The sequence below is a fragment of the Actinomadura sp. KC345 genome, from assembly GCF_004348515.1.
Taxonomy (GTDB): Bacteria; Actinomycetota; Actinomycetes; order Streptosporangiales; family Streptosporangiaceae; genus Spirillospora.
Map to the genome: position 1 here is coordinate 1 of NZ_SMKH01000059.1, position 20,483 is coordinate 20,483.

19 protein-coding genes and 1 pseudogene are annotated in these 20,483 nt (G+C 70.2%); 11 read left to right on the plus strand and 9 right to left on the minus strand.

Features of this window, described 5'->3' with window-relative positions:
• Both E1281_RS40200 and E1281_RS12725 read left to right on the plus strand, forming a co-directional pair.
• Window positions 1-344, plus strand: a pseudogene (locus E1281_RS40200) (hypothetical protein); the annotation flags it as partial.
• A 50-nt stretch (window positions 345-394) separates the two neighbouring features.
• Window positions 395-730, plus strand: coding sequence for a YnfA family protein (locus E1281_RS12725; RefSeq protein ID WP_131877666.1), 336 nt, complete (start codon window positions 395-397; stop codon window positions 728-730).
• Between the two features lie 52 nt (window positions 731-782).
• Here E1281_RS12725 and E1281_RS12730 read toward each other — a convergent pair whose 3' ends face one another.
• Window positions 783-1,130: a helix-turn-helix domain-containing protein gene (locus E1281_RS12730; protein ID WP_131877668.1), complete on the minus strand. Its 348-nt coding sequence runs from the start codon at window positions 1,128-1,130 to the stop codon at window positions 783-785.
• 91 nt (window positions 1,131-1,221) lie between these two features.
• On the opposite strand from E1281_RS12730, the gene E1281_RS12735 reads away from it, so the two are divergent.
• A complete protein-coding gene (locus E1281_RS12735) occupies window positions 1,222-1,884 on the plus strand; it encodes an NAD(P)-binding domain-containing protein (RefSeq protein WP_131877670.1) in 663 nt (220 codons plus the stop codon).
• A 164-nt stretch (window positions 1,885-2,048) separates the two neighbouring features.
• On the opposite strand, the gene E1281_RS12740 is transcribed toward E1281_RS12735, so the two are convergent.
• Window positions 2,049-2,447 carry an ATP-binding protein gene (locus E1281_RS12740; protein WP_131877672.1) on the minus strand — a complete coding sequence of 133 codons (399 nt, stop codon included), beginning with the start codon at window positions 2,445-2,447 and terminating at the stop codon, window positions 2,049-2,051.
• A gap of 203 nt (window positions 2,448-2,650) precedes the next feature.
• Here E1281_RS12740 and E1281_RS12745 point away from each other — a divergent pair, with 203 nt between their 5' ends.
• The 3 genes from E1281_RS12745 to E1281_RS12760 all read left to right on the plus strand — a co-directional run bounded on the left by E1281_RS12745 (window position 2,651) and on the right by E1281_RS12760 (window position 5,342).
• Window positions 2,651-3,457 (plus strand): helix-turn-helix transcriptional regulator, encoded by an 807-nt coding sequence (locus E1281_RS12745; RefSeq protein WP_165958894.1) that lies wholly within the window; start codon window positions 2,651-2,653, stop codon window positions 3,455-3,457.
• Window positions 3,448-3,633, plus strand: a complete 186-nt coding sequence (locus tag E1281_RS12750; protein WP_131877676.1) for a DUF397 domain-containing protein — start codon at window positions 3,448-3,450, stop codon at window positions 3,631-3,633. The genes E1281_RS12745 and E1281_RS12750 overlap by 10 nt, the downstream gene beginning before the upstream one ends.
• A 521-nt stretch (window positions 3,634-4,154) precedes the next feature.
• Entirely contained in the window at window positions 4,155-5,342 is a 1,188-nt protein-coding gene (locus tag E1281_RS12760) for a hypothetical protein (protein ID WP_131877678.1), read from the plus strand.
• Window positions 5,343-5,345: 3 nt separating this feature from the next.
• Here the strand turns inward: E1281_RS12760 and E1281_RS12765 are convergent, their stop codons facing one another.
• The 5 genes from E1281_RS12765 to E1281_RS12785 all read right to left on the minus strand — a co-directional run bounded on the left by E1281_RS12765 (window position 5,346) and on the right by E1281_RS12785 (window position 11,176).
• Window positions 5,346-5,633 carry a YrhK family protein gene (locus E1281_RS12765; protein WP_131877680.1) on the minus strand — a complete coding sequence of 96 codons (288 nt, stop codon included), beginning with the start codon at window positions 5,631-5,633 and terminating at the stop codon, window positions 5,346-5,348.
• 126 nt (window positions 5,634-5,759) lie between these two features.
• On the minus strand, window positions 5,760-7,127 hold the full coding sequence (locus tag E1281_RS12770; protein ID WP_131877682.1) for a dihydrolipoamide acetyltransferase family protein: 1,368 nt from the start codon (window positions 7,125-7,127) through the stop codon (window positions 5,760-5,762).
• A 73-nt stretch (window positions 7,128-7,200) separates the two neighbouring features.
• Window positions 7,201-8,178 (minus strand): alpha-ketoacid dehydrogenase subunit beta, encoded by a 978-nt coding sequence (locus tag E1281_RS12775; protein ID WP_131877684.1) that lies wholly within the window; start codon window positions 8,176-8,178, stop codon window positions 7,201-7,203.
• The gene (gene pdhA / locus E1281_RS12780; RefSeq protein WP_131877686.1) at window positions 8,175-9,305 is read right to left on the minus strand and encodes a pyruvate dehydrogenase (acetyl-transferring) E1 component subunit alpha; all 1,131 of its coding nucleotides are present in this window, start codon (window positions 9,303-9,305) and stop codon (window positions 8,175-8,177) included. The genes E1281_RS12775 and pdhA overlap by 4 nt, the downstream gene beginning before the upstream one ends.
• A 251-nt stretch (window positions 9,306-9,556) precedes the next feature.
• A complete protein-coding gene (locus tag E1281_RS12785; RefSeq protein WP_131877688.1) occupies window positions 9,557-11,176 on the minus strand; it encodes a hypothetical protein in 1,620 nt (539 codons plus the stop codon).
• A gap of 94 nt (window positions 11,177-11,270) precedes the next feature.
• Here E1281_RS12785 and purS point away from each other — a divergent pair, with 94 nt between their 5' ends.
• The 4 genes from purS to purL all read left to right on the plus strand — a co-directional run bounded on the left by purS (window position 11,271) and on the right by purL (window position 16,473).
• Window positions 11,271-11,513, plus strand: coding sequence for a phosphoribosylformylglycinamidine synthase subunit PurS (purS, locus tag E1281_RS12790; RefSeq protein ID WP_131877690.1), 243 nt, complete (start codon window positions 11,271-11,273; stop codon window positions 11,511-11,513).
• A gap of 239 nt (window positions 11,514-11,752) precedes the next feature.
• Entirely contained in the window at window positions 11,753-12,193 is a 441-nt protein-coding gene (locus E1281_RS12795; RefSeq protein ID WP_243716907.1) for an ATP-binding protein, read from the plus strand.
• Between the two features lie 99 nt (window positions 12,194-12,292).
• A complete protein-coding gene (gene purQ, locus E1281_RS12800) occupies window positions 12,293-12,973 on the plus strand; it encodes a phosphoribosylformylglycinamidine synthase subunit PurQ (protein ID WP_131877694.1) in 681 nt (226 codons plus the stop codon).
• A 1,211-nt stretch (window positions 12,974-14,184) separates the two neighbouring features.
• Window positions 14,185-16,473 carry a phosphoribosylformylglycinamidine synthase subunit PurL gene (gene purL, locus E1281_RS12810; RefSeq protein WP_131877715.1) on the plus strand — a complete coding sequence of 763 codons (2,289 nt, stop codon included), beginning with the start codon at window positions 14,185-14,187 and terminating at the stop codon, window positions 16,471-16,473.
• A gap of 99 nt (window positions 16,474-16,572) precedes the next feature.
• Here the strand turns inward: purL and E1281_RS12815 are convergent, their stop codons facing one another.
• Window positions 16,573-17,541 carry a DUF4200 domain-containing protein gene (locus tag E1281_RS12815; protein WP_131877695.1) on the minus strand — a complete coding sequence of 323 codons (969 nt, stop codon included), beginning with the start codon at window positions 17,539-17,541 and terminating at the stop codon, window positions 16,573-16,575.
• A 254-nt stretch (window positions 17,542-17,795) separates the two neighbouring features.
• Window positions 17,796-19,691, minus strand: coding sequence for a serine/threonine-protein kinase (locus tag E1281_RS12820; protein WP_131877697.1), 1,896 nt, complete (start codon window positions 19,689-19,691; stop codon window positions 17,796-17,798).
• Between the two features lie 223 nt (window positions 19,692-19,914).
• Between E1281_RS12820 and E1281_RS12825 the strand changes: the two genes are divergently transcribed.
• Complete coding sequence (locus E1281_RS12825; protein ID WP_165958895.1) at window positions 19,915-20,403, plus strand: sterol carrier family protein; 489 nt, start codon at window positions 19,915-19,917, stop codon at window positions 20,401-20,403.
• Window positions 20,404-20,483: the final 80 nt, after the last annotated feature.

Here is a 20,483-nt window from a genome sequence, read left to right on the forward strand (position 1 = left end):
CCGTGGACGTCGCCGTTCTGCCCACCCGGCAAGCCGCCGAAAGCGAACGCTGGCGGACGGCTCCGGTCGCCTGCTCGCTGGACGGCGACGGCCAGAGCGAACGCGTCGCCCAGTGGCGCCGACTCATCGAGGGCGCCGCACGCCAGGAGATCGAGGGCGGATTCCGGCTCACCCTTCCCGCCGACCGGGCGGCCGCCGTCGCGGCACTGGCGGCCGACGAGCAGCGATGCTGCCCGTTCCTCGGCTTCCGCCTCGACCTCGACGGCCCCGACCTGCACCTGGAAGTACGCACGGCCGAAGCAGGCGCCGCGATGCTCACCGACCTGTTCGGCCCGCGAACCTGACCACCGCCGCCGCCCCTGCTGTCCCGGCCTGACCAGAAAGATCCGCCGCCGTGCTCATCGCCCGCTCCATCGCCCTGTTCGCCGTCGCCGCCCTGTTCGAGATCGCAGGCGCCTGGCTGGTCTGGCAGGGCGTCCGCGAGCACCGCGGCCGGCTCTGGATCGGCGCCGGCGTCATCGCGCTCGGACTGTACGGGTTCGTCGCGACCCTGCAGCCCGACGCCAACTTCGGCCGCATCCTGGCCGCCTACGGCGGCGTGTTCGTCGCCGGTTCCCTGGCCTGGGGCATGGCCCTCGACGGCTTCCGCCCCGACCGCTGGGACGTCATCGGCGCCCTGATATGCCTGACCGGAGTCGCAATCATCATGTACACCCCCCGAGGCACCTGACCGCAGCGGCTCGGGTGAAGGCGGCCAGAGCGAAGCGTCTACCTGTTGCGGGTCATGAGGTTGCTGACAGTTCGGCCTGGTTCTCGGCCGCCCACTCGGCGAGGTGGGCCAAGGGACCGTTGGCGAAGGACGTCCCCAACGGCGTGAGTTCGTAGACGGCGGCGTCGCGCCCTGATTCGCGTGGTGTTCTCTCGACCAGGCCGCGCGCGGCCAGACGTCGGAGGGAGTCGGTCAGCACCTTGTCGCTCACCCCGGCGATGCGTTCCAAGAGGACGCTGCGGCGGGTGGGGCCCATGCGCAGAGCAGAGAGGACGACCGGGTCCCACGTGTGGTTGACGAGTTCCACCGCCGATCGCACGTGGCAGTCCGAGATGAAGGTCTCGCAGCCCTGTCCGTTCACCAGCACATTCTGTCATCCCGCGCCCCTACCGATTGGTAGGAGCGGGCCTCCTAGCGTCTTCATGACACCTCACGAGACGAAGGAGATCACGATGAACATCGGACTGCTCGGGACCGGAAACCTCGCGGTGGCACTGGGGAAGGCGTGGGCGACCGCTGGGAACGCCATCGTGGTCACGGGCCGTGACCCCGACCGCGCGAAGGCCGCCGCTGAGCAGATCGGCGCCGCGACGCCGATCGCCCCGGGACAGTTCGCAGAACAGGCCGAGGCCATCGTGGTCGCGATCGCCTGGGGCGGGCTGGAGGAAGCGCTGAGGCTCATCGGCGGCCCGGACGGGATGCTGTCGGGGAAGACCGTCATCGACACCACCAACCCTGTGGACTACGCGACCGGGCGCCTGCTCCCGGAGACCGGATCGGCCGCCGAGTTGGTCGCCGATCTCGCGGTCGGCGCCCACGTGGTCAAGGCACTGCATCTGTTCGCCGGCGCATCCTGGCCGTTCACCGGCGAGGTGGGCTCCTCTCCGGTCGTCGCGATCTGCGGCGACGACGCAGGCGCCCTGAACCGGGCGACGGCGCTGGTCGGCGATCTCGGGGCGCGGGCTGCGGTACTGGGCGGGCTCACCGCCGCCCGGCAGGCCGAGGAAACCGCCGGCTTCGTGATGCGTGTGGTCGCCGCCGGCGCCAACCCGCGCTTGGCCGTCCCGGACGTGGACCCGGCCCTCTTTGGCGTGGAGACCGCGGACGTCCAGTAGGCGAGGTCGGTGGGATGCCCTGCCCACCCGGGCATCGGGAGGTTCCGGGAGTGGCGTGGACGCCCACCGCGACGCGAACGTGCTCGTCGGGCCGAACGCGAACACCCAGAGCAGCGGTGGACGGCGGGTCCGCCATCGCAGCAGGTGACGGTCCGCCTGGACGTTCAGCGGGCGCAGCGGGCCCATGTGATCTTTCCTTCCTCGTTGAGCGGGCGGACGCCCCAGTCGTGGACGAGTTGCGCCATCAGCAGCAGGCCGCGCCCGCTCTCGGCGTCGTCGTCCTTGCCCTGGACGACGGGGAGGGCGCTGCTCTCGTCCCAGACCTCGATGACGGTGAGCGGTTCGCGGACGTCCGGGAAGATCCGCACGACGATGTGTCCGATCCCGACGTGCTTGTAGCTGTTGGTAACCAGCTCGGTAACCACGAGCCGACCGACGAAGTCGTCGGCGTGCCCGAGTTCGTGGAATCGGTCGGTGAGATAGCGGCGCGCTTTCGCGGGCGCCTCGTCGGACGGAACGAGGACGAGCGGCGGCGCCTCTGGCGCGAGCATGACCGCGGGCATCGGTGAACCCCTCCAGCCTGGACGGAGGCTGATCGCAAACGAGGCCAACCCGCCAAACCGGAAGAACCCGCTGTGATCACCCTGTGTGATTGAACAACCACCATCAGGCCATGTGGCGCCCTACAATCTCAGGAGAGTCGTGAAGTAGCCACATTCAGGTAGCAGCCACTAGCGCGCTACTAGCATTCATGAGGAGAGCACCCATGGCCGCAACTGGTGGCGCCCGGCCGAAGATCGATCCTGAGCTGGTCGGCTTCGGGACCGTGGTCAAGCGGTGCCGTGAGGCAGTTGGCCTGAAGCAGGGCCAATTGGCGGACCTTGTCAACGTGGCGCGGTCCTATGTCAGCCACGTGGAGTGTGGCCGGACGAAGTGCCGCCGAGACTTCGCCGGACGCGTGGACAACGTGCTCAACGCCGGAGGCGAGGTCGTCCAGGCGTGGGATGACCTTCTGGAGCAGATCAAGCAGGTCAGGTACCCGACCCACTTCGTGGCCTTCCCGAAAGCGGAAGCGTCGGCTGACCAGCTGCGGGTGTATGAGAACTATCTGGTCTATGGGCTGTTTCAGACGGAGGCGTATGCTCGTGTCCTGCTAGTCGATGAGGAGGCGGTAGCCACCCGGATGAAGCGTCAGGCGCTTTTGTCCAGAACGCCGCGCCCCATGATCAGTGTGGTCATGGAGGAGAGCGTCCTGCACCGCCAGACCGGTTCCAAGGAGGTCATGCGCGAGCAACTCGAGTACCTGATCGAGCTATCTCAGAAACAAGGGATCTTCCTACAGATTGCCAGGACACGCTATTACCGAGGTGTCCGAGCGTCGTTCACCATCGCGACTCAGGGCGACAGAAGTGAGATCGCCTACATCGTTAAAGCCACGGGAGGTGAAACGACCCGTGATCCGTCCGAGCTTGCAAAGATCAGCGAAGTGATGCACACATTGAATGCACAGTCGCTCAATACAGAGGATTCGCGAGCGCTGATCAGAGAGGTGATCGAAGAAAGATGGACCTGAGTAAGGCGATTTGGCGCAAGGCGTCCCGTAGCCACGATGACGGAGACCAGTGCGTCGAAGTCACATCCTTCCTCGGTATGGTGGCGGTCCGGGACAGCAAGGATCCTGATGGTCCCAAGTTGGTCATTGGCCACGTTGATTTTCGGAATTTTGCCAGCGTCCTCAAGAGTATTTAAACTACTTCCGTGCGTTGTTGCGTCGGCGTTGCGTGAATCTTGGCATGAACAAGGGTCTCGATCCGGGAAATAGTTAAAGGCGATGGGACCTGAGTGCGGCAGTTTGGAAGAAGTCCTGCCGTGGCAATGATTCAGGGGACGCTACGTTAGGTTGGCGGCTACGCCGGGAGGTGTTGTCATCCGTGATAGCAAGGACCACGACGGTTGCAAGGTCTTTGTGCATCGTGGTGACTTCAGGCGCTTCGTAGAGGTAATCCGGGACCTCTGACGGACGTTTGCGACGACCGTCTCATGAGGTTCAACCCTGCCCCCCACAAGTGGGGAGGAGCCTGGATGGGCGAGAACCCGGGTCGCAGGATGGTCGTCCGTCGAAGCCTCTCCACCGCCGTCCCGGCAACGGCCGAGTCGGCTGTCGGTTTCAATGCACCGATGGTGCGCTTTGTCGGAGGTATGGCGAGGTGCGTCGGGGGTGACTACTGTGGCCCCGTCCTCCTGCCCGTCCTCCCCCCGACGGATGATCGATGCGCCGTTCCCTGCCCCTCGCCATCTCTGTTTCGGGGCTGCTGCTCAGCGGCTGTGCCGACGCTGGAAAGGCGGTGCAGGTCGATCCGCCGACCGCCGGAACCGGTAGCTCCACCCGTCCCGCGAAAGCCGAGGGGACGTTCGCCAAGGAGGGCTGGTTCGGGGGTCCGGACGGGCTGCACGCGCGCATCGCCATCAAGGGCGTCGAGCGGCAGGGTGCCAAGTCGGTGCTGCGCTACAGCGTGACGTCCTTGGACTCGTCCGCGAAGTCCGTCGCCTTCGCCATCAATCTGCTCGATCCGGTCGGGCGTCGGCTCTACAAGCCCACCGGCTCCACGAGCGGCGACGGTTTCGCGCCCGGCGCGACCCGCGAGATGGCCGCCGAGTACCCGGCCATCCCGCAGAACGTCGAGAAGGTCACCGCCCTGACCCCGGGGACGGCGGGCGAGTTCCCCGGCATCCCGGTGACCGGCACCTCCACAGACGCGGGCACCCCCGAGGACCCCGGCATCCCCATGGGCGCCACGACCACCGCCCCGAGTACCCCCGGCGGCCGGGGAGCGCCCACAGGCACGCAGAGCCCCATCGGACCGGAAGGGTCCGCTGGACCGTCCGCGCAGGCGAGCAGCAATCCAGCCGTCCTGTACGACGTCATCGAGGGCGGGGCCGAGGACGATGCGTCCAGTGGCTCTCCCAGCGCATCGGCCGGTTCCCCGCCTGGTAGCGCGAGCAGGCCCGCCGGTGCCCCGGCCGAGTTTCGGCCAGAGGACGGCAAGACGGTCGCCAGCCGGTCCGCGCGGTTCGGGGAGGCCAAGCGGCGCTTGGACGTCAAACCCTTCTACCGGGACGGCGCCTACATCGTCGCCGTGTTCGACATCCTGAACGAGGGGCCCGGCTCCACCCCGGCCAACGCCTCCTACACGCACAAGGACCATCCGGGAGGCGTGTTCACCGCGTTCTCCATCCAGGTCCCGGGCCGCGAGGACGTGTACCGTGCCGTCCGAATAGGCCAGGTCCAACCCGGCAGGCCCGCAGCCTACGTGGGCTCCACCAGGGCCGCCTTCCGCACGGCCGTCGACGCGCCCGTCCGCGGCTTCGCCTACCTCCCGGCCCCGCCCGGGGACGTCTCGTCCGTCACCTTCGCGGGCGGCCCCTTCGGCGAGTTCGAGGACGTTCCCGTGCAGTGACCCTTAAAAGTCCATCGACGACTCGTGCGACCCGGCCATCCCGCCCCTGTACCGCTTTTGCAGATGGAAGCGGCGCGTCAGACGGATCGTCGGACGCAGGCAGAACAGCACGGATCCGATCACGAAAAGCCACGTTCCGGCGTACATGGTCGATTCGGAGAAGAACAGCACGCTTCCCACCAGAAACAGCATCGCGGCACCGAAGTCGTTGACGATCGAGAGCGTCTCGTACCGTCGGCGGATCACCAGCTCGTCCCGGCCGATGCGCAGGTGGATCGAGGAGTCTGCCATGGGGCGAGACTACGAGGCGGACGGCTTCATGCCCGGTCATTGACCTTCTCGGTGCGGCGTCCCTGAGGGGGACGTGTGCGGGGCCGGTGCCACAAGCGCGGCACCGGCCCCACGGACCTTGACCGGTCAGGACCAGGCGAGCATGCGGATCGGGTCCTCCAGCATGTCGCCGACGTCGCGGAGCACCCGCGAGCCCAGTTCGCCGTCCACGATCCGGTGGTCGAACGACAGCGACAGCGTGGTGACCTTCCGGATCGCCAGCTCGCCCTCGTGCACCCACGGCATGTCCCGGATCTGGCCGAACGCCAGGATCGCGGCCTCACCGGGGGTGAGGATCGGGGTTCCGGTGTCCACGCCGAACACGCCCACGTTCGTGATCGTGATCGTCCCGTCGGACAGGTCGGCCGGGGACGCCTTGCCCGCCCGCGCCTTCTCGGTCAGCGCGTTGATCGCGCGGGCCAGGCCGGGCAGGTCGAGGTCCTGGGCGTCCTTGACCTTCGGGACGATCAGGCCGCGGTCGGTGGCCGCCGCGATCCCCAGGTTCACGTAGCGCTTGACGACGATCTCCGCGCCGGACGGGCCGTCCGCCCACGAGGAGTTCACCTGGGGATTGCGCGCCACGGCCGTGAGCAGCGCCCGCGCCACCAGCAGCAGCGGGGACACCTTCACGTCCGCGAACTCGGGCAGCTCGCGGAGCCGCTTCACGGTCTCCATCGTCCGCGTCACGTCCACCTGGAGGAACTCGGTGACGTGCGGCGCGGTGAACGCCGAGCCGGACATCGCCGCCGCGGTCGCCTTGCGGACGCCCTTGACCGGCACGCGCTCCTCCCGCGGCCCGGCCTGCACGGGTGCTTCCGCGCCGGACTGCGCGGCGAGGACGTCGTCGCGCGTGATCGAACCCTGCGGGCCCGAACCCGTGATGGTCGCGAGGTCGATGCCGAGGTCCTTGGCCATCTTCCGGACGGGCGGCTTGGCCAGCGGCAACCCGTTGTCCACAGGCTGTGGACGAGGGGCCGGTGGCGCTGGAGCCGCGGCCTGAGGCGGAGGTGGCGCCCCGTTCGCGGCGGCCTTGCGCGGACGGCGCCTGGTCGTGCTCTCCTTGACCCCGTACCCGACCAGGACGGGCTGGCGCTTCGGCGGCTCCTCCGGAGACACCATGCCCGGCTCCTCGACGCGGGGCACGCCCTCTTCCTTGATGGCGGCCGCCTGCGCCGGAGGCTCGGAGACCGGCGTCGCCACGCCGCCTTCGCCCTCGGCGTCCACTGAGATGATCGGCTTGCCGACGTCGACGGTCTCACCCTCGGTGACCATCAGCTCGGACACCACGCCCTCGAACGGGCAGGGCAGCTCCACGATCGCCTTCGCCGTCTCGATCTCGACGATGGTCTGGTTGATCTCGACCGTGTCACCCGGTTGGACGTGCCACTTGACGATCTCGGCCTCGGTCAGGCCCTCGCCGACGTCCGGCAGTCTGAAGATCTTCGGCTGGCTCACCGGCGTCACCACGCGAAGGTCCGGTCGACCGCGTCAATGAGCGCGGGGGAGTTCTCGACTTCCAGGGTCATGATCACCATCCGAAAGTCCGGTCGACCGCGTCCAGGATGCGGTCGAGGTCGGGCAGGTAGTGGTCCTCGTTGCGCGAGGGCGGGTAGGGCGTGGAGAAGCCGCCGACCCGCAGTACCGGCGACTCCAGCCGGTAGAAGCACTTCTCGGTGATCCGCGCGGCCAGTTCGGCGCCGAACCCGTTGAACACCGGCGCCTCGTGGACGACGACGCAGCGTCCCGTCCGCTCGACCGACCCCACCACGGTGCCGATGTCGAGCGGGTTGAGCGAGCGCAGGTCGATGACCTCCAGCGACCGCCCCTCCTCGGCGGCCGCGGCGGCGGCCTCCAGGCAGGTCTTCACCGACGGCCCGTAGGCCAGGACGGTCACGTGCTCGCCCGGCTGGACGACCCTGGCCTCGTGGAGCGGCGTCCAGTCCGTCGAGTCGACGTCGACCTCGGCCTTGTCCCAGTACCGCCGCTTCGGCTCGAAGAAGATCACCGGGTCGGGCGAGGCGATCGACTGCTGGATCATCGAGTACGTGTCCGCCGGGTTCGAGCACGCGACCACCCGCAGGCCGGCCGTGTGCGTGAAGTACGCCTCGGGGGACTCCGAGTGGTGCTCCACCGCGCCGATGCCGCCGCCGCACGGGATCCGGATGACGACCGGCAGCGACAGCGCGCCGAGCGAGCGCATCCGCATCTTCGCCAGCTGTGTGATGATCTGGTCGGCGGCCGGGAACACGAACCCGTCGAACTGGATCTCGCACACGGGACGGTAGCCGCGCAGCGCCAGGCCGATCGCGGTCCCGACGATGCCCGACTCGGCGAGCGGCGTGTCGATGACGCGCTCCTCGCCGAAGTCCTTCTGCAGGCCGTCCGTGATGCGGAAGACGCCGCCGAGCTTCCCGACGTCCTCACCCATCACGAGGACCTTCGGGTCGTTCTCCATGGCCTTGCGCAGGCCCTCGTTCATGGCTTTGCCGAGGGTCAGGGTGCTCACTTCGCCTCCTCCTCGAACGAGGCCAGGTAGGCGGCGAACTGCTCCTGCTCCTCGGTCATCATGGGGTGCCGTTCCGCGTATACGTGGTCGAACATCGACAGCGGTTCCGGGTCCGGCAGCGCCAGGCACGCCTCCCGCAGATCCTTGGCCACCTGCTTGGCCTCGTCGTCGACCTTGGCGAAGAAGCCCGAGTCGGCCAGCTCGTTGCGGACCAGGTACGCCTTGAGGCGCTCGATCGGGTCCTTGAGCTTCCACGCCTCCTCTTCCGCCTTGAGGCGGTAGCGCGTGGGGTCGTCCGACGTCGTGTGGGCGCCCATCCGGTACGTGTACGCCTCGATGAGGCTCGGGCCCTGCCCCGTACGGGCGTTCTCCAAGGCCTTCCTGGTCACGGCCAAGCAGGCGAAGACGTCGTTGCCGTCCACCCGGAAGCCTGGGAACCCGTATCCGTTCGCCCTCTTGTAGAGGGGGATCCTGGTCTGCCGTTCGAGGGGCTCTGAGATGGCCCACTGGTTGTTCTGGCAGAAGAACACGACGGGGGCGTTGAACACCGAGGCGAACACGAACGACTCGTTCACGTCGCCTTGGGACGTCGCCCCGTCCCCGAAGTAGGCGATCGTCGCGCCCGCTGACGACGTGCCCAGGACGCCGTCCCGCTGGATGCCCATCGCGTACCCGGTCGCGTGCAGCGTCTGGCTGCCGATCACGACGGTGTACAGGTGGAAACCGTGGTCGGCGGGATTCCACCCGCCGTGGTTGACGCCCCGGAACAGGCCGAGCAGATTCAGCGGCTCCACTTCCCTGCACCACGCCACGCCGTGCTCCCGGTACGTCGGGAACGCCATGTCGTGTTCGGTCAGGGCGCGTCCCGACCCGACCTGCGCGGCCTCCTGCCCGAGGAGGGACGCCCAAAGGCCGAGCTCGCCCTGCCGGGTGAGCGCGACTGCCTCCAGGTCGATCCGGCGCACGATCACGAGATCGCGGTACAGATCGCGCACGTCCTCTGCGCTGAGGTCCAGTGGGTAGTCGGGATGCTCGACGCGCTCGCCCTCGGGGGTGAGCAGCTGGATGAGCTCTGGCTCGGCGACCTCGGGGATGTCGGGCGCGCCGCGCACGGAGTCGATCGTCATCGATGACACTCCTCGTTCGGGGCCGGTGCACGGGATCGCCGCGCGTCCGGCCGATGTCAACGGCTCAAAGCCCCGGTAAGGGACAAAAGCCGCTAATGCCATCGTGGCAGACATCACACCAGGTGATGCAAGTCCCGCTGACCGAGGTCTTACCCCGGCCCGGATCACCTGACCCCAGCGTGGTGCACGCCACCCGACCCGGACCCCCGGACGGACGGCGCCTCACCAGCGACGACGTCTCCCCGAGGGGGTCACTCGCGGGAGAGGGCCCGGGTGGCGCCCGCGGCGACCGTCAGGCCGAGGAGCAGGCCGGAGGTGACGATGAGCATGGCGATCCACTGGTAGACGCCGTCGGGGGCGAACACTCTCTCCTGCCCGAGGTCGCCGATGGGCAGGAGCAGGTCGAGCGTGTAGATGAACGGGTTGAAGTTGGGGCTGTCGTCGGCGTTCAGGATCTTGGGCTTGTGGAAGGAGAAGACGATCGTCCCGAAGGCGAGCAGGCCGATCAGCCAGCTCGCGGCGCGGAACGGGCGGTAGCCGTAGCCGACCAGGACGTCCTGCAGCCAGCCGACGATCTTGCGGGGGATCCCCTGGGTCTTGCGGCGGTCCCGGGCCTTGGCGAGCAGGACCGAGCGCCCGTCGGAGTCCAGGCCGAGGGCGCGGTAGGTCTGCGCGAGGCGCTCGTAGGGCTGGGGTGCGTAGCCGTCGGTGTCGCGGTGGAGCCAGTCGAGGCGCTGGCGGGCGGTCAGCGGCGGTTCGAGCGTCTCGTACTGGAGGCCGTCGAGCTGGAGGCGCTCCGGCCAGGAGGCGGCGTCGTCGCGCAGCAGGCTGATCCGGGCGTAGGACAGGTCGGCGGTGCCCTTGATCGGCTCGGCGGTGCGCAGCAGGAGCTCCTCGGCCTGGAGGCGCTGCACGCTGAGCGCCGTCCCCTCCTCGTTGCTCAGCCGGGCGTCGCGGAGGCTGAGCTGCCCGGTGACGCGGGCGCCGGCGAAGCTGACCGCGCCGGTGGCGGTGAAGCCGTCCGAGCAGTAGACATCGGTCTCGACGGCCAGGTCGTCGGCGTTCAGGGCGGTGCGCTTGGGCGCCGAGAGCCGCGCGCCGACGAAGGACAGGTAGCCGCCGACGCTCGCGCCGCGGAGCCGGATCTCGCCTTCGGAGCTGAACCCGCCGTCGCAGAACACGTTCGCGGCCACGTCCAGGCGGCTCGCGTACAGGGCGGCGCCGGACGGGTTGTACAGCCGCGCGCCCCGGAAGATCAGCTGCCCGCCGACCCGGGCGCCGGGCAGCCGGACCTCCCCGTTCGCGGTGAAGCCCTGGTCGCAGTAGACGTTGGCCTCGACGGTGAGGCGGTCGGCGAGCAGCGCGTCCCCGCCCGGGTTGGTCAGCTGGACGCCCGACATGTTGAGGATGCCGGTGATGTTCGCGCCGTCCAGCCACAGGCCACCGGAGATCCGGCTGTTCTCCAGCCACAGGTGCCCGTCGACCCGGGTACCGGACGCGATGAGGCCGGGAAGGCGGCAGCGCATCAGGTGGACGCTGTTCATGCTCGCCCAGTACAGGTGCGGCGCGTCGTCGAACGAGCAGCCGGTGAGGGCCAGGGGGACGCCGACCTCCGCGTGGCCGAGGTTCAGCGAGCCGGTGATGCGGGCGCCGCCGAGCCGGACCGCGGCGACCTGACCCGGCTGCGGCTCCACCGCGCCGACGAGCAGCGCGACGAGGACCTCCGCCCTGACCACCCGCTCGGCGCCCCAGCGGTCGGCCTGCCCGAGGTCGTCGTAGGCGGGGTCGCCGGACGACAGGTCGACGGATTCGCCCTTCGGGAAAGCCTCCCAAAGACGGCGTTCCGGGTGGGTCAGGTCCTCGATGTTCATCGGCGGCTCCGGGGGTGCGGATGGGTCCTGCTGGGCCATGGTGCCGTACGCTTCAGGATCGTAAGGAAAAGCGCAGACCAGGAGGGGGGCGGTCGTGGCGCGTGTCGTCGTCGACGTCATGCTCAAGCCGGAGATCCTCGACCCGCAAGGGCAGGCGATCGCCCGGAAGCTTCCGCAGATGGGGTTCGACGGGGTGGTCGCCGTCCGGCAGGGCAAGCGGTTCGAGGTCGAGCTGGAGGGGGAGGCCGACGAGGCGGCCCTGGAGCAGGTCGGCAAGATCGCCGAGACGCTCCTCGCCAACCCGGTCATCGAGAACTTCGAGGTTCGCGTTCTCTAACCGGAAATTGTGGCGAATACCGTTCGGCTTCCGGATGGAGTCGGCGCGTTCCACGTGTGCGCGGGCCTTTCCGTCGGTTGGATCTTTGATCGGATTTCGCGGAACGACCTGCCAGTATAGCGATTACGGAAGATTCCGCCGGGGAAGTGTTAGGTGCGTCGAGTCGTCGAGCACGCTCCGGGGACCGGGGGAACGGCCAGGAAGCCCGGGGCACATGACGCGAGGTGTCCGGGTTGGAAATGAGGTTCTCGCTCTCGCTCCCACGCGAGGCGCTCAGCATCCCGGTGGTACGGCGGGTGGTCGGTGACGCGCTGCGGGGGCTGGGCGTCACCGAGGACTGCGTCGACGACGTGCTCGTCGCCGCCTCCGAGGCGTGCACGAACGTCGTCCAGCACGTCCGGACGGCCGGTGAGTACCAGGTCACAGGCCATGTGGACGACGGCGCCTGTGTGCTCAAAATCATGGACCGGGGCCGCGGGCCCCGCCCGGCCCCCGAGGATCGAGGGGTTTTGGGAGAGTCCGGGCGCGGGCTTAGAATCATGCGGGCGCTGGTGGACGACCTGGACATCGACAGTTCGCCCGACAGGGGAACCGTCGTCCGGCTGCGGAAGCGACTGAGCTGGCGGGACGAGGCGCTCGTACGGCGCCTCGACAACGATCTCGTCCACAGCGCCGGGTAGATTGGTACGCGCGCGGGGGGAATGCGACGCGCAGCGGGGTGATCGGCGGAGGAGATACCGCCCGTCCCGGCCGCCCCTCATTTCGGAGGAACAGTAGAGATGGATGCTGCCCGGGTCGGGGTCATCACCTTCCCCGGTTCTCTCGACGACAAGGACGCCGCACGTGCCGTGCGGCTGGCCGGCGCCGAGCCGGTCGCCCTCTGGCACGGCGACCACGATCTGCAGGGGGTCGACGCGGTCGTCCTGCCCGGCGGGTTCTCGTACGGGGACTACCTGCGGGCCGGGGCTATCGCCCGGTTCGCACCGCTCATGACCGAACTGGCGGCCGCCGCCGAGGCGGGCCTGCCGGTCCTCGGCATCTGCAACGGCTTCCAGGTGCTGTGCGAGTCGCACCTGCTGCCGGGCGCGCTGCTGCCGAACGCCGGCCTGCACTTCGTCTGCCGCGACCAGAGACTTCGCGTCGAGAACACCGACACCGCTTGGACGACCGAGTACCGTGAGGGCCAGGAACTCGTCATCCCGATCAAGAACCGGGACGGCCGGTACACCGCCGACCGGGAGACGCTGATCGAACTGGCCGACTCCGGCCGGATCGTCGCCCGGTACCTCGACCTGAACCCCAACGGCTCCCTCGATGACATCGCCGGGATCTGCAACGAGGCCGGCAACGTGGTCGGGCTCATGCCTCATCCCGAGCACGCCGTGGAGTCACTGACCGGCCCGTCCACCGACGGGCTCGGCTTCTTCTCCTCCATTGTCAAGAGACTGGTCAACGCATGAGCGAGCAACCGCCACACGCCTCCGGGCGCGCCACTCGGGAATCAACGGACGAGCCGTCGATGGAGTGGCTCGGCGAGCTCAGGTCCGACGCCGACGACCCCGAGCTCCAGCCGGTCGACCCATCGGTCACGCAGGCCTTCGAGGCCATGCTGGAGGAGGCCAAGCCCGCGGACCGCGTCGCGGCCCAGTCCGGGCCGGGCCCGGTCGTCCAGCCGCAGCAGGCGGGCCCGCCGGGCGCGGTCGCCCCGCCGGGACAGGTCGCCCAGCCGCAGCAGGTGCAGGGCCCGCCGCAGGGGCCGGTGATCCAGGTGGATCCGGCCGCCCAAGCCGTGCTCAGGACGGCTCAGCCGCTCCAGGACGCGACCGTCGAAGGGCCGGAAGAGGAGTTCGCCCGAGCGCTGGCCGAGGAGAGCACCGCCGGTGACCCGGCGTCCACCTTGGCGGACCCGAACCTGACCGCCCCGGACCTGAACGGAAACATCCCCCCGCCGGCGGCCCCCAACGCCCCGGGCAGCGGCCCGCAGCCCGTCGCCGGACCCGGGACGGGCCCGCAGCCCGCGATCGGCACCGGGACGGGCCCGCAGCCCGCCGTCGATCCGGGAACGACCGCTCCCGAGCCTCCGCCGGGCACCGGCCCACTGCCCGCACTGGGCACGGGCCCCCTGCCCGCACTGGGCACGGGCCCCCTGCCCGCACTGGGTACCGGCCCGCTGCCCAGGGTCGGCCCGGGAAGCGGCCCGCAGCCCACGGTGGACCCTGGGACGGGCCCGCTGCCCGCGGTCGGTCCGGGGACGGGTCCGCTGCCCGCGGTCGGTCCGGGGACGGGTCCGCTGCCCGCCGTCGGTCCCGGGACGGGTCCACAGCCCGCGGTCGGTTCCAACACGGGCCCGCAGCCGCCCGTCCAGGCCGATCGGCCCGGCACCGGCCCGCTGCCCGCACTGGGCACCGGCCCGCTGCCCGCGGTCGGCCCGGGAAGCGGCCCCCAGCCCACGGTGGGTTCCGGGCCCGACCCGCAGCTCACCGTCGGTCTGAACACCGGCCCGCAGCCGCCCGTCCAGGCCGAGTGGCGCGGCACCGGCCCGCAGCCCGCCGTCGGTCCGGGGACGGGACCGCAGCCCGCCGTGGGTCCCGGCACCGGCCCGCTGCCCGCGGTCGGTCCGGGGACGGGTCCGCAGCCCGTGCTGGGCCGCGGGACGGGCCCCCAACCGGCCATCGAGGGCCAGGGCTACACCGGCACCGACACGGTGGCGATCGCCGCCGCGTCCCCCGAGCGCCGGCAGCCGTTCGCCGAGCTGGGGATGAACGAGGAGGAGTACCGGCGCGTCCGCGACATCCTCGGACGCCGCCCCACGTCGGCCGAGCTGGCGATCTACTCGGTGATGTGGAGCGAGCACTGCTCCTACAAGAGTTCCAAGGTGCACCTGCGCCAGTTCGGTGACAAGGCACCGAAGACCGACAAGCTGCTCGTCGGCATGGGGGAGAACGCCGGTGTCGTGGACATCGGCCACGGTCTGGCGGTCACCTTCAAGGTGGAGTCGCACAACCACCCGTCCTACGTGGAGCCCTACCAGGGCGCCGCGACCGGTGTCGGCGGGATCGTGCGCGACATCATGTCGATGGGCGCCCGCCCCATCGCGGTGATGGACTCGCTCCGGTTCGGCCCGGCGGACGCCCCCGACACCCAGCGCGTCCTCCCGGGCGTGGTGGCGGGCATCGGCGGCTACGCCAACTCGCTCGGCCTGCCCAACATCGGCGGTGAGACGGTCTTCGACGCCTGCTACGAGCAGAACCCGCTCGTGAACGCGCTGTGCGTCGGCCTGATGAAGCACGAGGACATCCAGCGCGCCGTGGCCCCCGGCCCCGGCAACCAGGTGATCCTGTTCGGCGCGCTCACCGGCCCGGACGGCATCGGCGGCGCGTCCGTCCTCGCCTCCGCGAACTTCGATGACGAGTCCCAGCAGAAGCGGCCGTCGGTCCAGGTGGGCGACCCGTTCATGGAGAAGCTGCTCATCGAGTGCTGCCTGGAGCTCTTCAGCGAGGACCTGGTGGTCGGCATCCAGGACCTCGGCGCCGCCGGTGTGTCCTGCGCGACGACGGAGCTGGCCGCGGCCGGCACCGGCGGCATGCACATCGACCTCGACGCCGTCCCGCTCCGCGACGCGACTCTCCTGCCCGAGGAGATCCTCATGAGCGAGTCGCAGGAGCGCATGATGGCGGTGGTCACGCCCGACAAGGTCGCCCGCTTCATGGAGATCTGCGGCCGCTGGGAGATCCCGGCGACCGTGATCGGGACGGTCACCGACACGCGCCGGCTGGTCATGACGTGGCGGGGCGAGACGATCGTCGACCTTCCGCCGACCACCGCCGCCGACGAGGGCCCGGTGTACCGGCGCCCCCTGGAGCCGCCGCACGACCTCGGCGCCCTCCAGTCCGACACGCCGGGCCGCCTCACGCGCCCGTCCAACGGCGACGAGCTGCGCCGCACCGTGCTGTGGCTGGCCGGGTCGCCGAACCTGGCCGGCAAGACGTGGGTGACGTCGCAGTACGACCGGTACGTCCTCGGCAACACCGTCATGGCCATGCCGGAGAACGCGGGCGTGGTGCGCATCGACGACGAGTCCGGGCTGGGCATCGCGCTGTCCCTGGACGGGAACGGCCGCTACACCCGCCTGGACCCGTACGCGGGCGCGCAGCTCGCCCTGTCCGAGGCGTTCCGCAACGTCGCCGCCACGGGCGCGCGGCCGCTGGCCGTCACCAACTGCCTCAACTTCGGATCCCCGGAGGACCCGGGCGTCATGTGGCAGTTCGCCCGCGCGGCCGAGGGCCTGGCGGACGGCTGCCAGTACCTCGGCATCCCGGTCACGGGCGGCAACGTCAGCTTCTACAACCAGACCGGCTCCACGCCGATCAACCCGACCCCGGTCGTGGGCGTCCTCGGCGTCCACGACGACGTACGGCGCCGGGTGAACATGGGGCTCACGACCGACGGCGCCACGATCGCGCTGCTCGGCGAGACCCGCGAGGAGTTCGGCGGCTCGGAGTGGGCGCACGTCGTCTACGGGCACCTGGGCGGCCTGCCGCCGCTGGTGGACCTGAAGGCCGAGACGTCGCTGGCGTCCGTGCTCGTCAGCGCCATCCGCGACGGGCTGGTCACCGTCGTCCACGACCTGTCGGACGGCGGCCTGTCCCAGACGCTGGTGGAGTCGTGCCTGCGCGGCAGCCTGGGCGCCCGCATCACGCTGCCGGGCGACCCGTTCGTCGCGCTGTTCAGCGAGTCGGTGGCCCGCGCCATGGTCGCCGTCCGCCCGGGTGCCGAGGCGCGCCTGGCGGCCCTCTGCGAGTCGGCGGGCGTCCCCGTCAGCCAGATCGGCGTGGCCGGCGGCGACTCCCTGAGCGTCACCGGCCACGGCCCCGACGGCGACCAGCAGGAGCTGTTCAGCATCCCGCTGTACGAGCTCCGCGAGGCCCACGAGCGCATGGTCCCCAGCTACGCCGACTGACCGTCCACGAACGCGAAAGGGCGCCCCGGTAGACCGGGGCGCCCTTTCACGTCGTCCGTGCGCTACTAGCGGCTCTGCGGAGCGCTCCGCGTCCAGCGGCTAGAAGACCGAGATGTGGACGTGGTCGAAGTGGTTGGCGGTGTTGCCGCCTCGGTTCTCCATCGCGCGCCAGCCGGGGCTGCGCATGTCGTAGATGCGCTGGCGCCAGATCACGTACTTGACGCCGAGCGAGCTCGCGTTGGAGATGGCGTACTCGGCCGCCCGGTCGCCCTGTGTCTGCGCGCTGCCCGAGGCCATGACGCCGCCCGTCGTCACCATGAAGTCGCAGGCCTGGCCGGTGCCGTGGTCCTGGGCGTCCGCGCCGCCGCGGACGCAGCCGATGGTGGGGAAGGGGCCGAACTCGAGGTCGATGGCGTTCTTGGTCTTGAGCATGCGGGGCGTGACACCGCCCAGGCCGCTGACCGGCGACTCGGGCTTGTACTTCTTGACCAGGGCCTCGATCTTGGTCCTGCGGCTCTTCAGGTCCTTGATCTCCTTCTTGACCTCCGCGATCTTCGCCTGGGACTGCTTGCGGGCCTGAGCCTGCTCGTTGACGAGCTTCTGGATCTGCTCGACCTTCGCGTGCTGGTTCTGGGCCATGTGGCTGACCAGGCTGGCGTTGCTGAGCAGTTCGCTCGGGTTGGAGGCGGACAGGAAGGTGACCGTGGGGTCCTCGCCGTTCCGCATGTACTGGGTCGCGGCGAGCTGGGCGGCGATGGCACGGGCCTCGACGAGGTCCTTCTCCAGGACCTTCGACTTCTTGTACGCCTGCTTGGCCGCGTACTGGATGCTCTTGAGCCTGGCCAGGTCGCCGCCGAGCTCCTTCTCGAGCTGCTCGATCTGCTTGTTCAGCTTGGCGAACTTCGCGCTGTCGCCCGGGTCGAGCGGGACGTACGCGGCGGTCGCCGGAGGCGGGGCTGCCCCGGACGGAGTGGCGGTGCCGAGCAGCGGCAGCGCGGTGGCGAGCGCCACGAGAGCCACCGCGGTGCGTCGTCCACCGTGCCTGCGTGTGGAGGCGGGGGTCTCCACGGGCTTCTCCTCTCGTCGCGGCCGAAGGTCAATGAGCATTAAACAACCGTCTGCGGCTTCGCCAAGGCTAGACCCCTGAGGTGAGTGAGACGGCGCCATGCGCGTGATTACCGGGCTCCTTGCTGGGAGCCGGGCTATCTTACGTGACTGGACTCACAAGGGCTCACGTCCGAGGGAACCTTAGCGGAACTATCCAGTTTTTGAGGGTGAATAGGGCATTCCGCCGGTTCGTACGTGCCGGGAGCCGCTTCGGTTCAGCCGCGGATCAGGCGGCCCCCGTAGCCGAGGTTCGTCCCGGGCTTGTTCCACGTGTACTGCAAGGTCCCGTCCGGCTGACGGGTGATCTGGACGACACCGGCCGTGCACGGCTTCCCGACGGCCAGGGCCATCTTCAGCGCACTCTCGGTGCCGCTGGTCAGGGTGAGCGTGCCGTCGCAGCCCTCCCGGGGGTAGACCGCGCGCGCCGTGGTGCCGCCCACCTCGAACGTCACCTCCACGGGGAACGAGGCGTTGCGGCCCGTGTTGACCAGCGTCCCCTTCCAGGTCCCCCCGAAGGACGACGGGATCGTCGTCACCGGGCGGTTGTTGGACGCGTTGGCGCTGTCCGGGGGCGGGCCGTCATCGCCGTTGAGCCGGGGACCCAGCACCAGCGCGATGATGGCGATGCCCACGCCGACCCCGATGAACAGCGAGAGCGCGACCCCCAGCACGTGGTTGCTCGGGCGCCGCATCTTGGCGAGGGACGCCAGCGGACCACCGCGTGCGGGGCCGCCACGGTTCTCACCCATCCCCGGGACGAGCGGGGAGGGCTCGGCCCCGTACGGCTGCCGTTCCGGGTCGACCGCGTCGAACGTGGCAGTGGGATCGGGGCGGCTGAACGCGTCGAACGTCGCGGTCTCTTCGGCCCGGTCGGGCTGCCGTGGTTCCAGAGCGTTGAAGCTCGTCGTCTCCTCGAAGGCGGACGCGTCCAGATCGGCAGGGGGTGCCACGGGCTCGGGTCCCGGCGAGCGCGACCGGCGCGTGCGCGAAAGCTTCCCCAGCAAGGACGGAGACGAGGCGCTGCCCGAGGCGGGAGGCGCGGTCGGGCCTGAAGGAGGAGCAGCCGGCGTGCCTGACACGGGCGTGCCGTCCGTGAACGTGGAAGCGGTGCCGGGGTCGACGGTCCAGGGACCAGGGACGCCTCCTGGGGGGCCCTGAGCCGGCCCAGGCGGCGGTATGTGCGGTGAAGGCGTCGGTGACCCAGGTCCAGGAGCCATGTCGGGGTGCTGGACGGGCGGCCCCGCGGCGAGGGCGCGGCCCTCGTCCACCATTGAGGGCGGCATACGGCTCGCCAGGGGGCTGGACTCGTCCAGGAGCCGCTGAAGGAGGCCCTTGGCCGTCGGACGGTCGGCCGGGTTCTTGACGAAGGCGTCGGACAGCACGTCGCGGAGCGAATCCGGGGCACCGGTCAGGCCCACCTCGTCGTAGACGATCCGCTGCATCACCTCGGACGGCGAACCGGTCCCGAACGGCGCCCGGCCGGTCGCGGCGAACAGGATGGTCGACGCCCACGCGAACACGTCCGCGGCGGGCCCGATGCCCCGGCCGCTGAGCTGCTCCGGCGCCTTGTAGGACGGGTCCTCGGTGATGTGCCCGGAGAAGGACACGTTCACCGCCTCCAGAGCGCGGGCGATACCGAAGTCGCCCAGCCTCGGCCCGTCCCGTCCCAGGAGGACGTTCCCCGGCTTCAGGTCGTGATGGAGCGCGCCCGCCCGGTGGACGGCGGCGATCGCGATCGCCATGCCCACCGCCAGGCGCTCGACGACCGCGCCGCCGCGCAGGCCCTCCTCGTCCACGAGCTGCTGGAGGGACGGCCCGTCCACCCACTCGCTCACCACGAAGGGACGGTCGCCCTCCACATCGGCGTCCAGGATCGCCGCCGTGCAGAAGCCGGACACCTTCCGGGCCGAGGAGAACGCGCCGGCGAACCGCGACCTCGCGACGGGCTCACCGCTCAGCCGTACATGCAGGACCTTCACGGCGACCTGGCGGCCCGCGGGATCCCTGCCGAGGAAGACGGCGCCCTGCTCGCCGACGCCGAGCCGTCCCGTGATCTCGTACGAGCCGAGTCTTCGCGGGTCACCCGGCTGCAGGGGCAGCGCCTCGGGCATCTGACGAACCTCCGTGTCCTCCGGGGACCGCGTCCCCGAGCTCCCCGTTTCCCTTCGATGAGCGCTTCTCGTCCTTGCCGGGCGGCGGGGCGGGGATCCTCCCGCACACCGGACGGGAAGCGCTCACCCCCGACGCCGGGTCCTTTTTACCGTCTGCGCGGCCTCGCCACGCCCACCGCGGGCCGGGTCACTCCTGGGGCGCGACCCGGTAGCGTCGGTGGCGATGCCGCGAACACCGCTTTCCCTCGCCCTCGTGAACGAGCACCGCGCCGCGCTCGGCCTGCCGGCCCGCACCGGCGCCGACGAGCCGGCCGAGCTTCGTCGCGCGGCCCTGGACGTCGTCCTCGCCTGCATCGATTCCGGGAAGGCCGAACCGTCCCGGCCGGTCGTCAAAGGAGCGGTGCGCTTCCTGCTCGACCGCCTCGCCGAGCTGGCGCCCGGCCGTTCCGTGGAGGTCCGCGTTCCTCCTTACGCCGCTGTCCAATGCATCGACGGCCCGCACCATACCCGGGGTACACCCCCGAATGTGGTGGAGATGGGCGCGACCGCCTGGATCGCCCTGGCCACGGGCCGGCTGGCCTGGGCCGAAGCCGTCGCGGACGGACGAGTCCGTGCCAGCGGCGCTCGCGCGGACCTGTCGGGTCATCTCCCCCTGCCCATCGACCCGCCCCCCGGGCGCCCCGCCGGGCGGAACGCCTCGGAGACCGGCTGAGCCGGGCCGCGGGCCCTTCGCCGATTCGGGTCTTGCCGGGGCCGCCGGGCGCTGCCAGCGTGGTCACCACCGTCCGTTCG

What these genes read in the sequence shown, in the direction of transcription:
- E1281_RS12735 (WP_131877670.1), top strand. Translation starts at nt 1,222, where the DNA reads ATGAACATCGGACTGCTCGGGACCGGAAACCTCGCGGTGGCACTGGGG.
- E1281_RS12740 (WP_131877672.1), bottom strand. Translation starts at nt 2,447, where the DNA reads ATGCCCGCGGTCATGCTCGCGCCAGAGGCGCCGCCGCTCGTCCTCGTT.
- E1281_RS12745 (WP_165958894.1), top strand. Translation starts at nt 2,651, where the DNA reads ATGGCCGCAACTGGTGGCGCCCGGCCGAAGATCGATCCTGAGCTGGTC.
- E1281_RS12750 (WP_131877676.1), top strand. Translation starts at nt 3,448, where the DNA reads ATGGACCTGAGTAAGGCGATTTGGCGCAAGGCGTCCCGTAGCCACGAT.
- E1281_RS12760 (WP_131877678.1), top strand. Translation starts at nt 4,155, where the DNA reads ATGCGCCGTTCCCTGCCCCTCGCCATCTCTGTTTCGGGGCTGCTGCTC.
- E1281_RS12765 (WP_131877680.1), bottom strand. Translation starts at nt 5,633, where the DNA reads ATGGCAGACTCCTCGATCCACCTGCGCATCGGCCGGGACGAGCTGGTG.
- pdhA (WP_131877686.1), bottom strand. Translation starts at nt 9,305, where the DNA reads ATGACGATCGACTCCGTGCGCGGCGCGCCCGACATCCCCGAGGTCGCC.
- E1281_RS12785 (WP_131877688.1), bottom strand. Translation starts at nt 11,176, where the DNA reads ATGAACATCGAGGACCTGACCCACCCGGAACGCCGTCTTTGGGAGGCT.
- E1281_RS12795 (WP_243716907.1), top strand. Translation starts at nt 11,753, where the DNA reads ATGAGGTTCTCGCTCTCGCTCCCACGCGAGGCGCTCAGCATCCCGGTG.
- purQ (WP_131877694.1), top strand. Translation starts at nt 12,293, where the DNA reads ATGGATGCTGCCCGGGTCGGGGTCATCACCTTCCCCGGTTCTCTCGAC.
- E1281_RS12820 (WP_131877697.1), bottom strand. Translation starts at nt 19,691, where the DNA reads ATGCCCGAGGCGCTGCCCCTGCAGCCGGGTGACCCGCGAAGACTCGGC.
- E1281_RS12825 (WP_165958895.1), top strand. Translation starts at nt 19,915, where the DNA reads ATGCCGCGAACACCGCTTTCCCTCGCCCTCGTGAACGAGCACCGCGCC.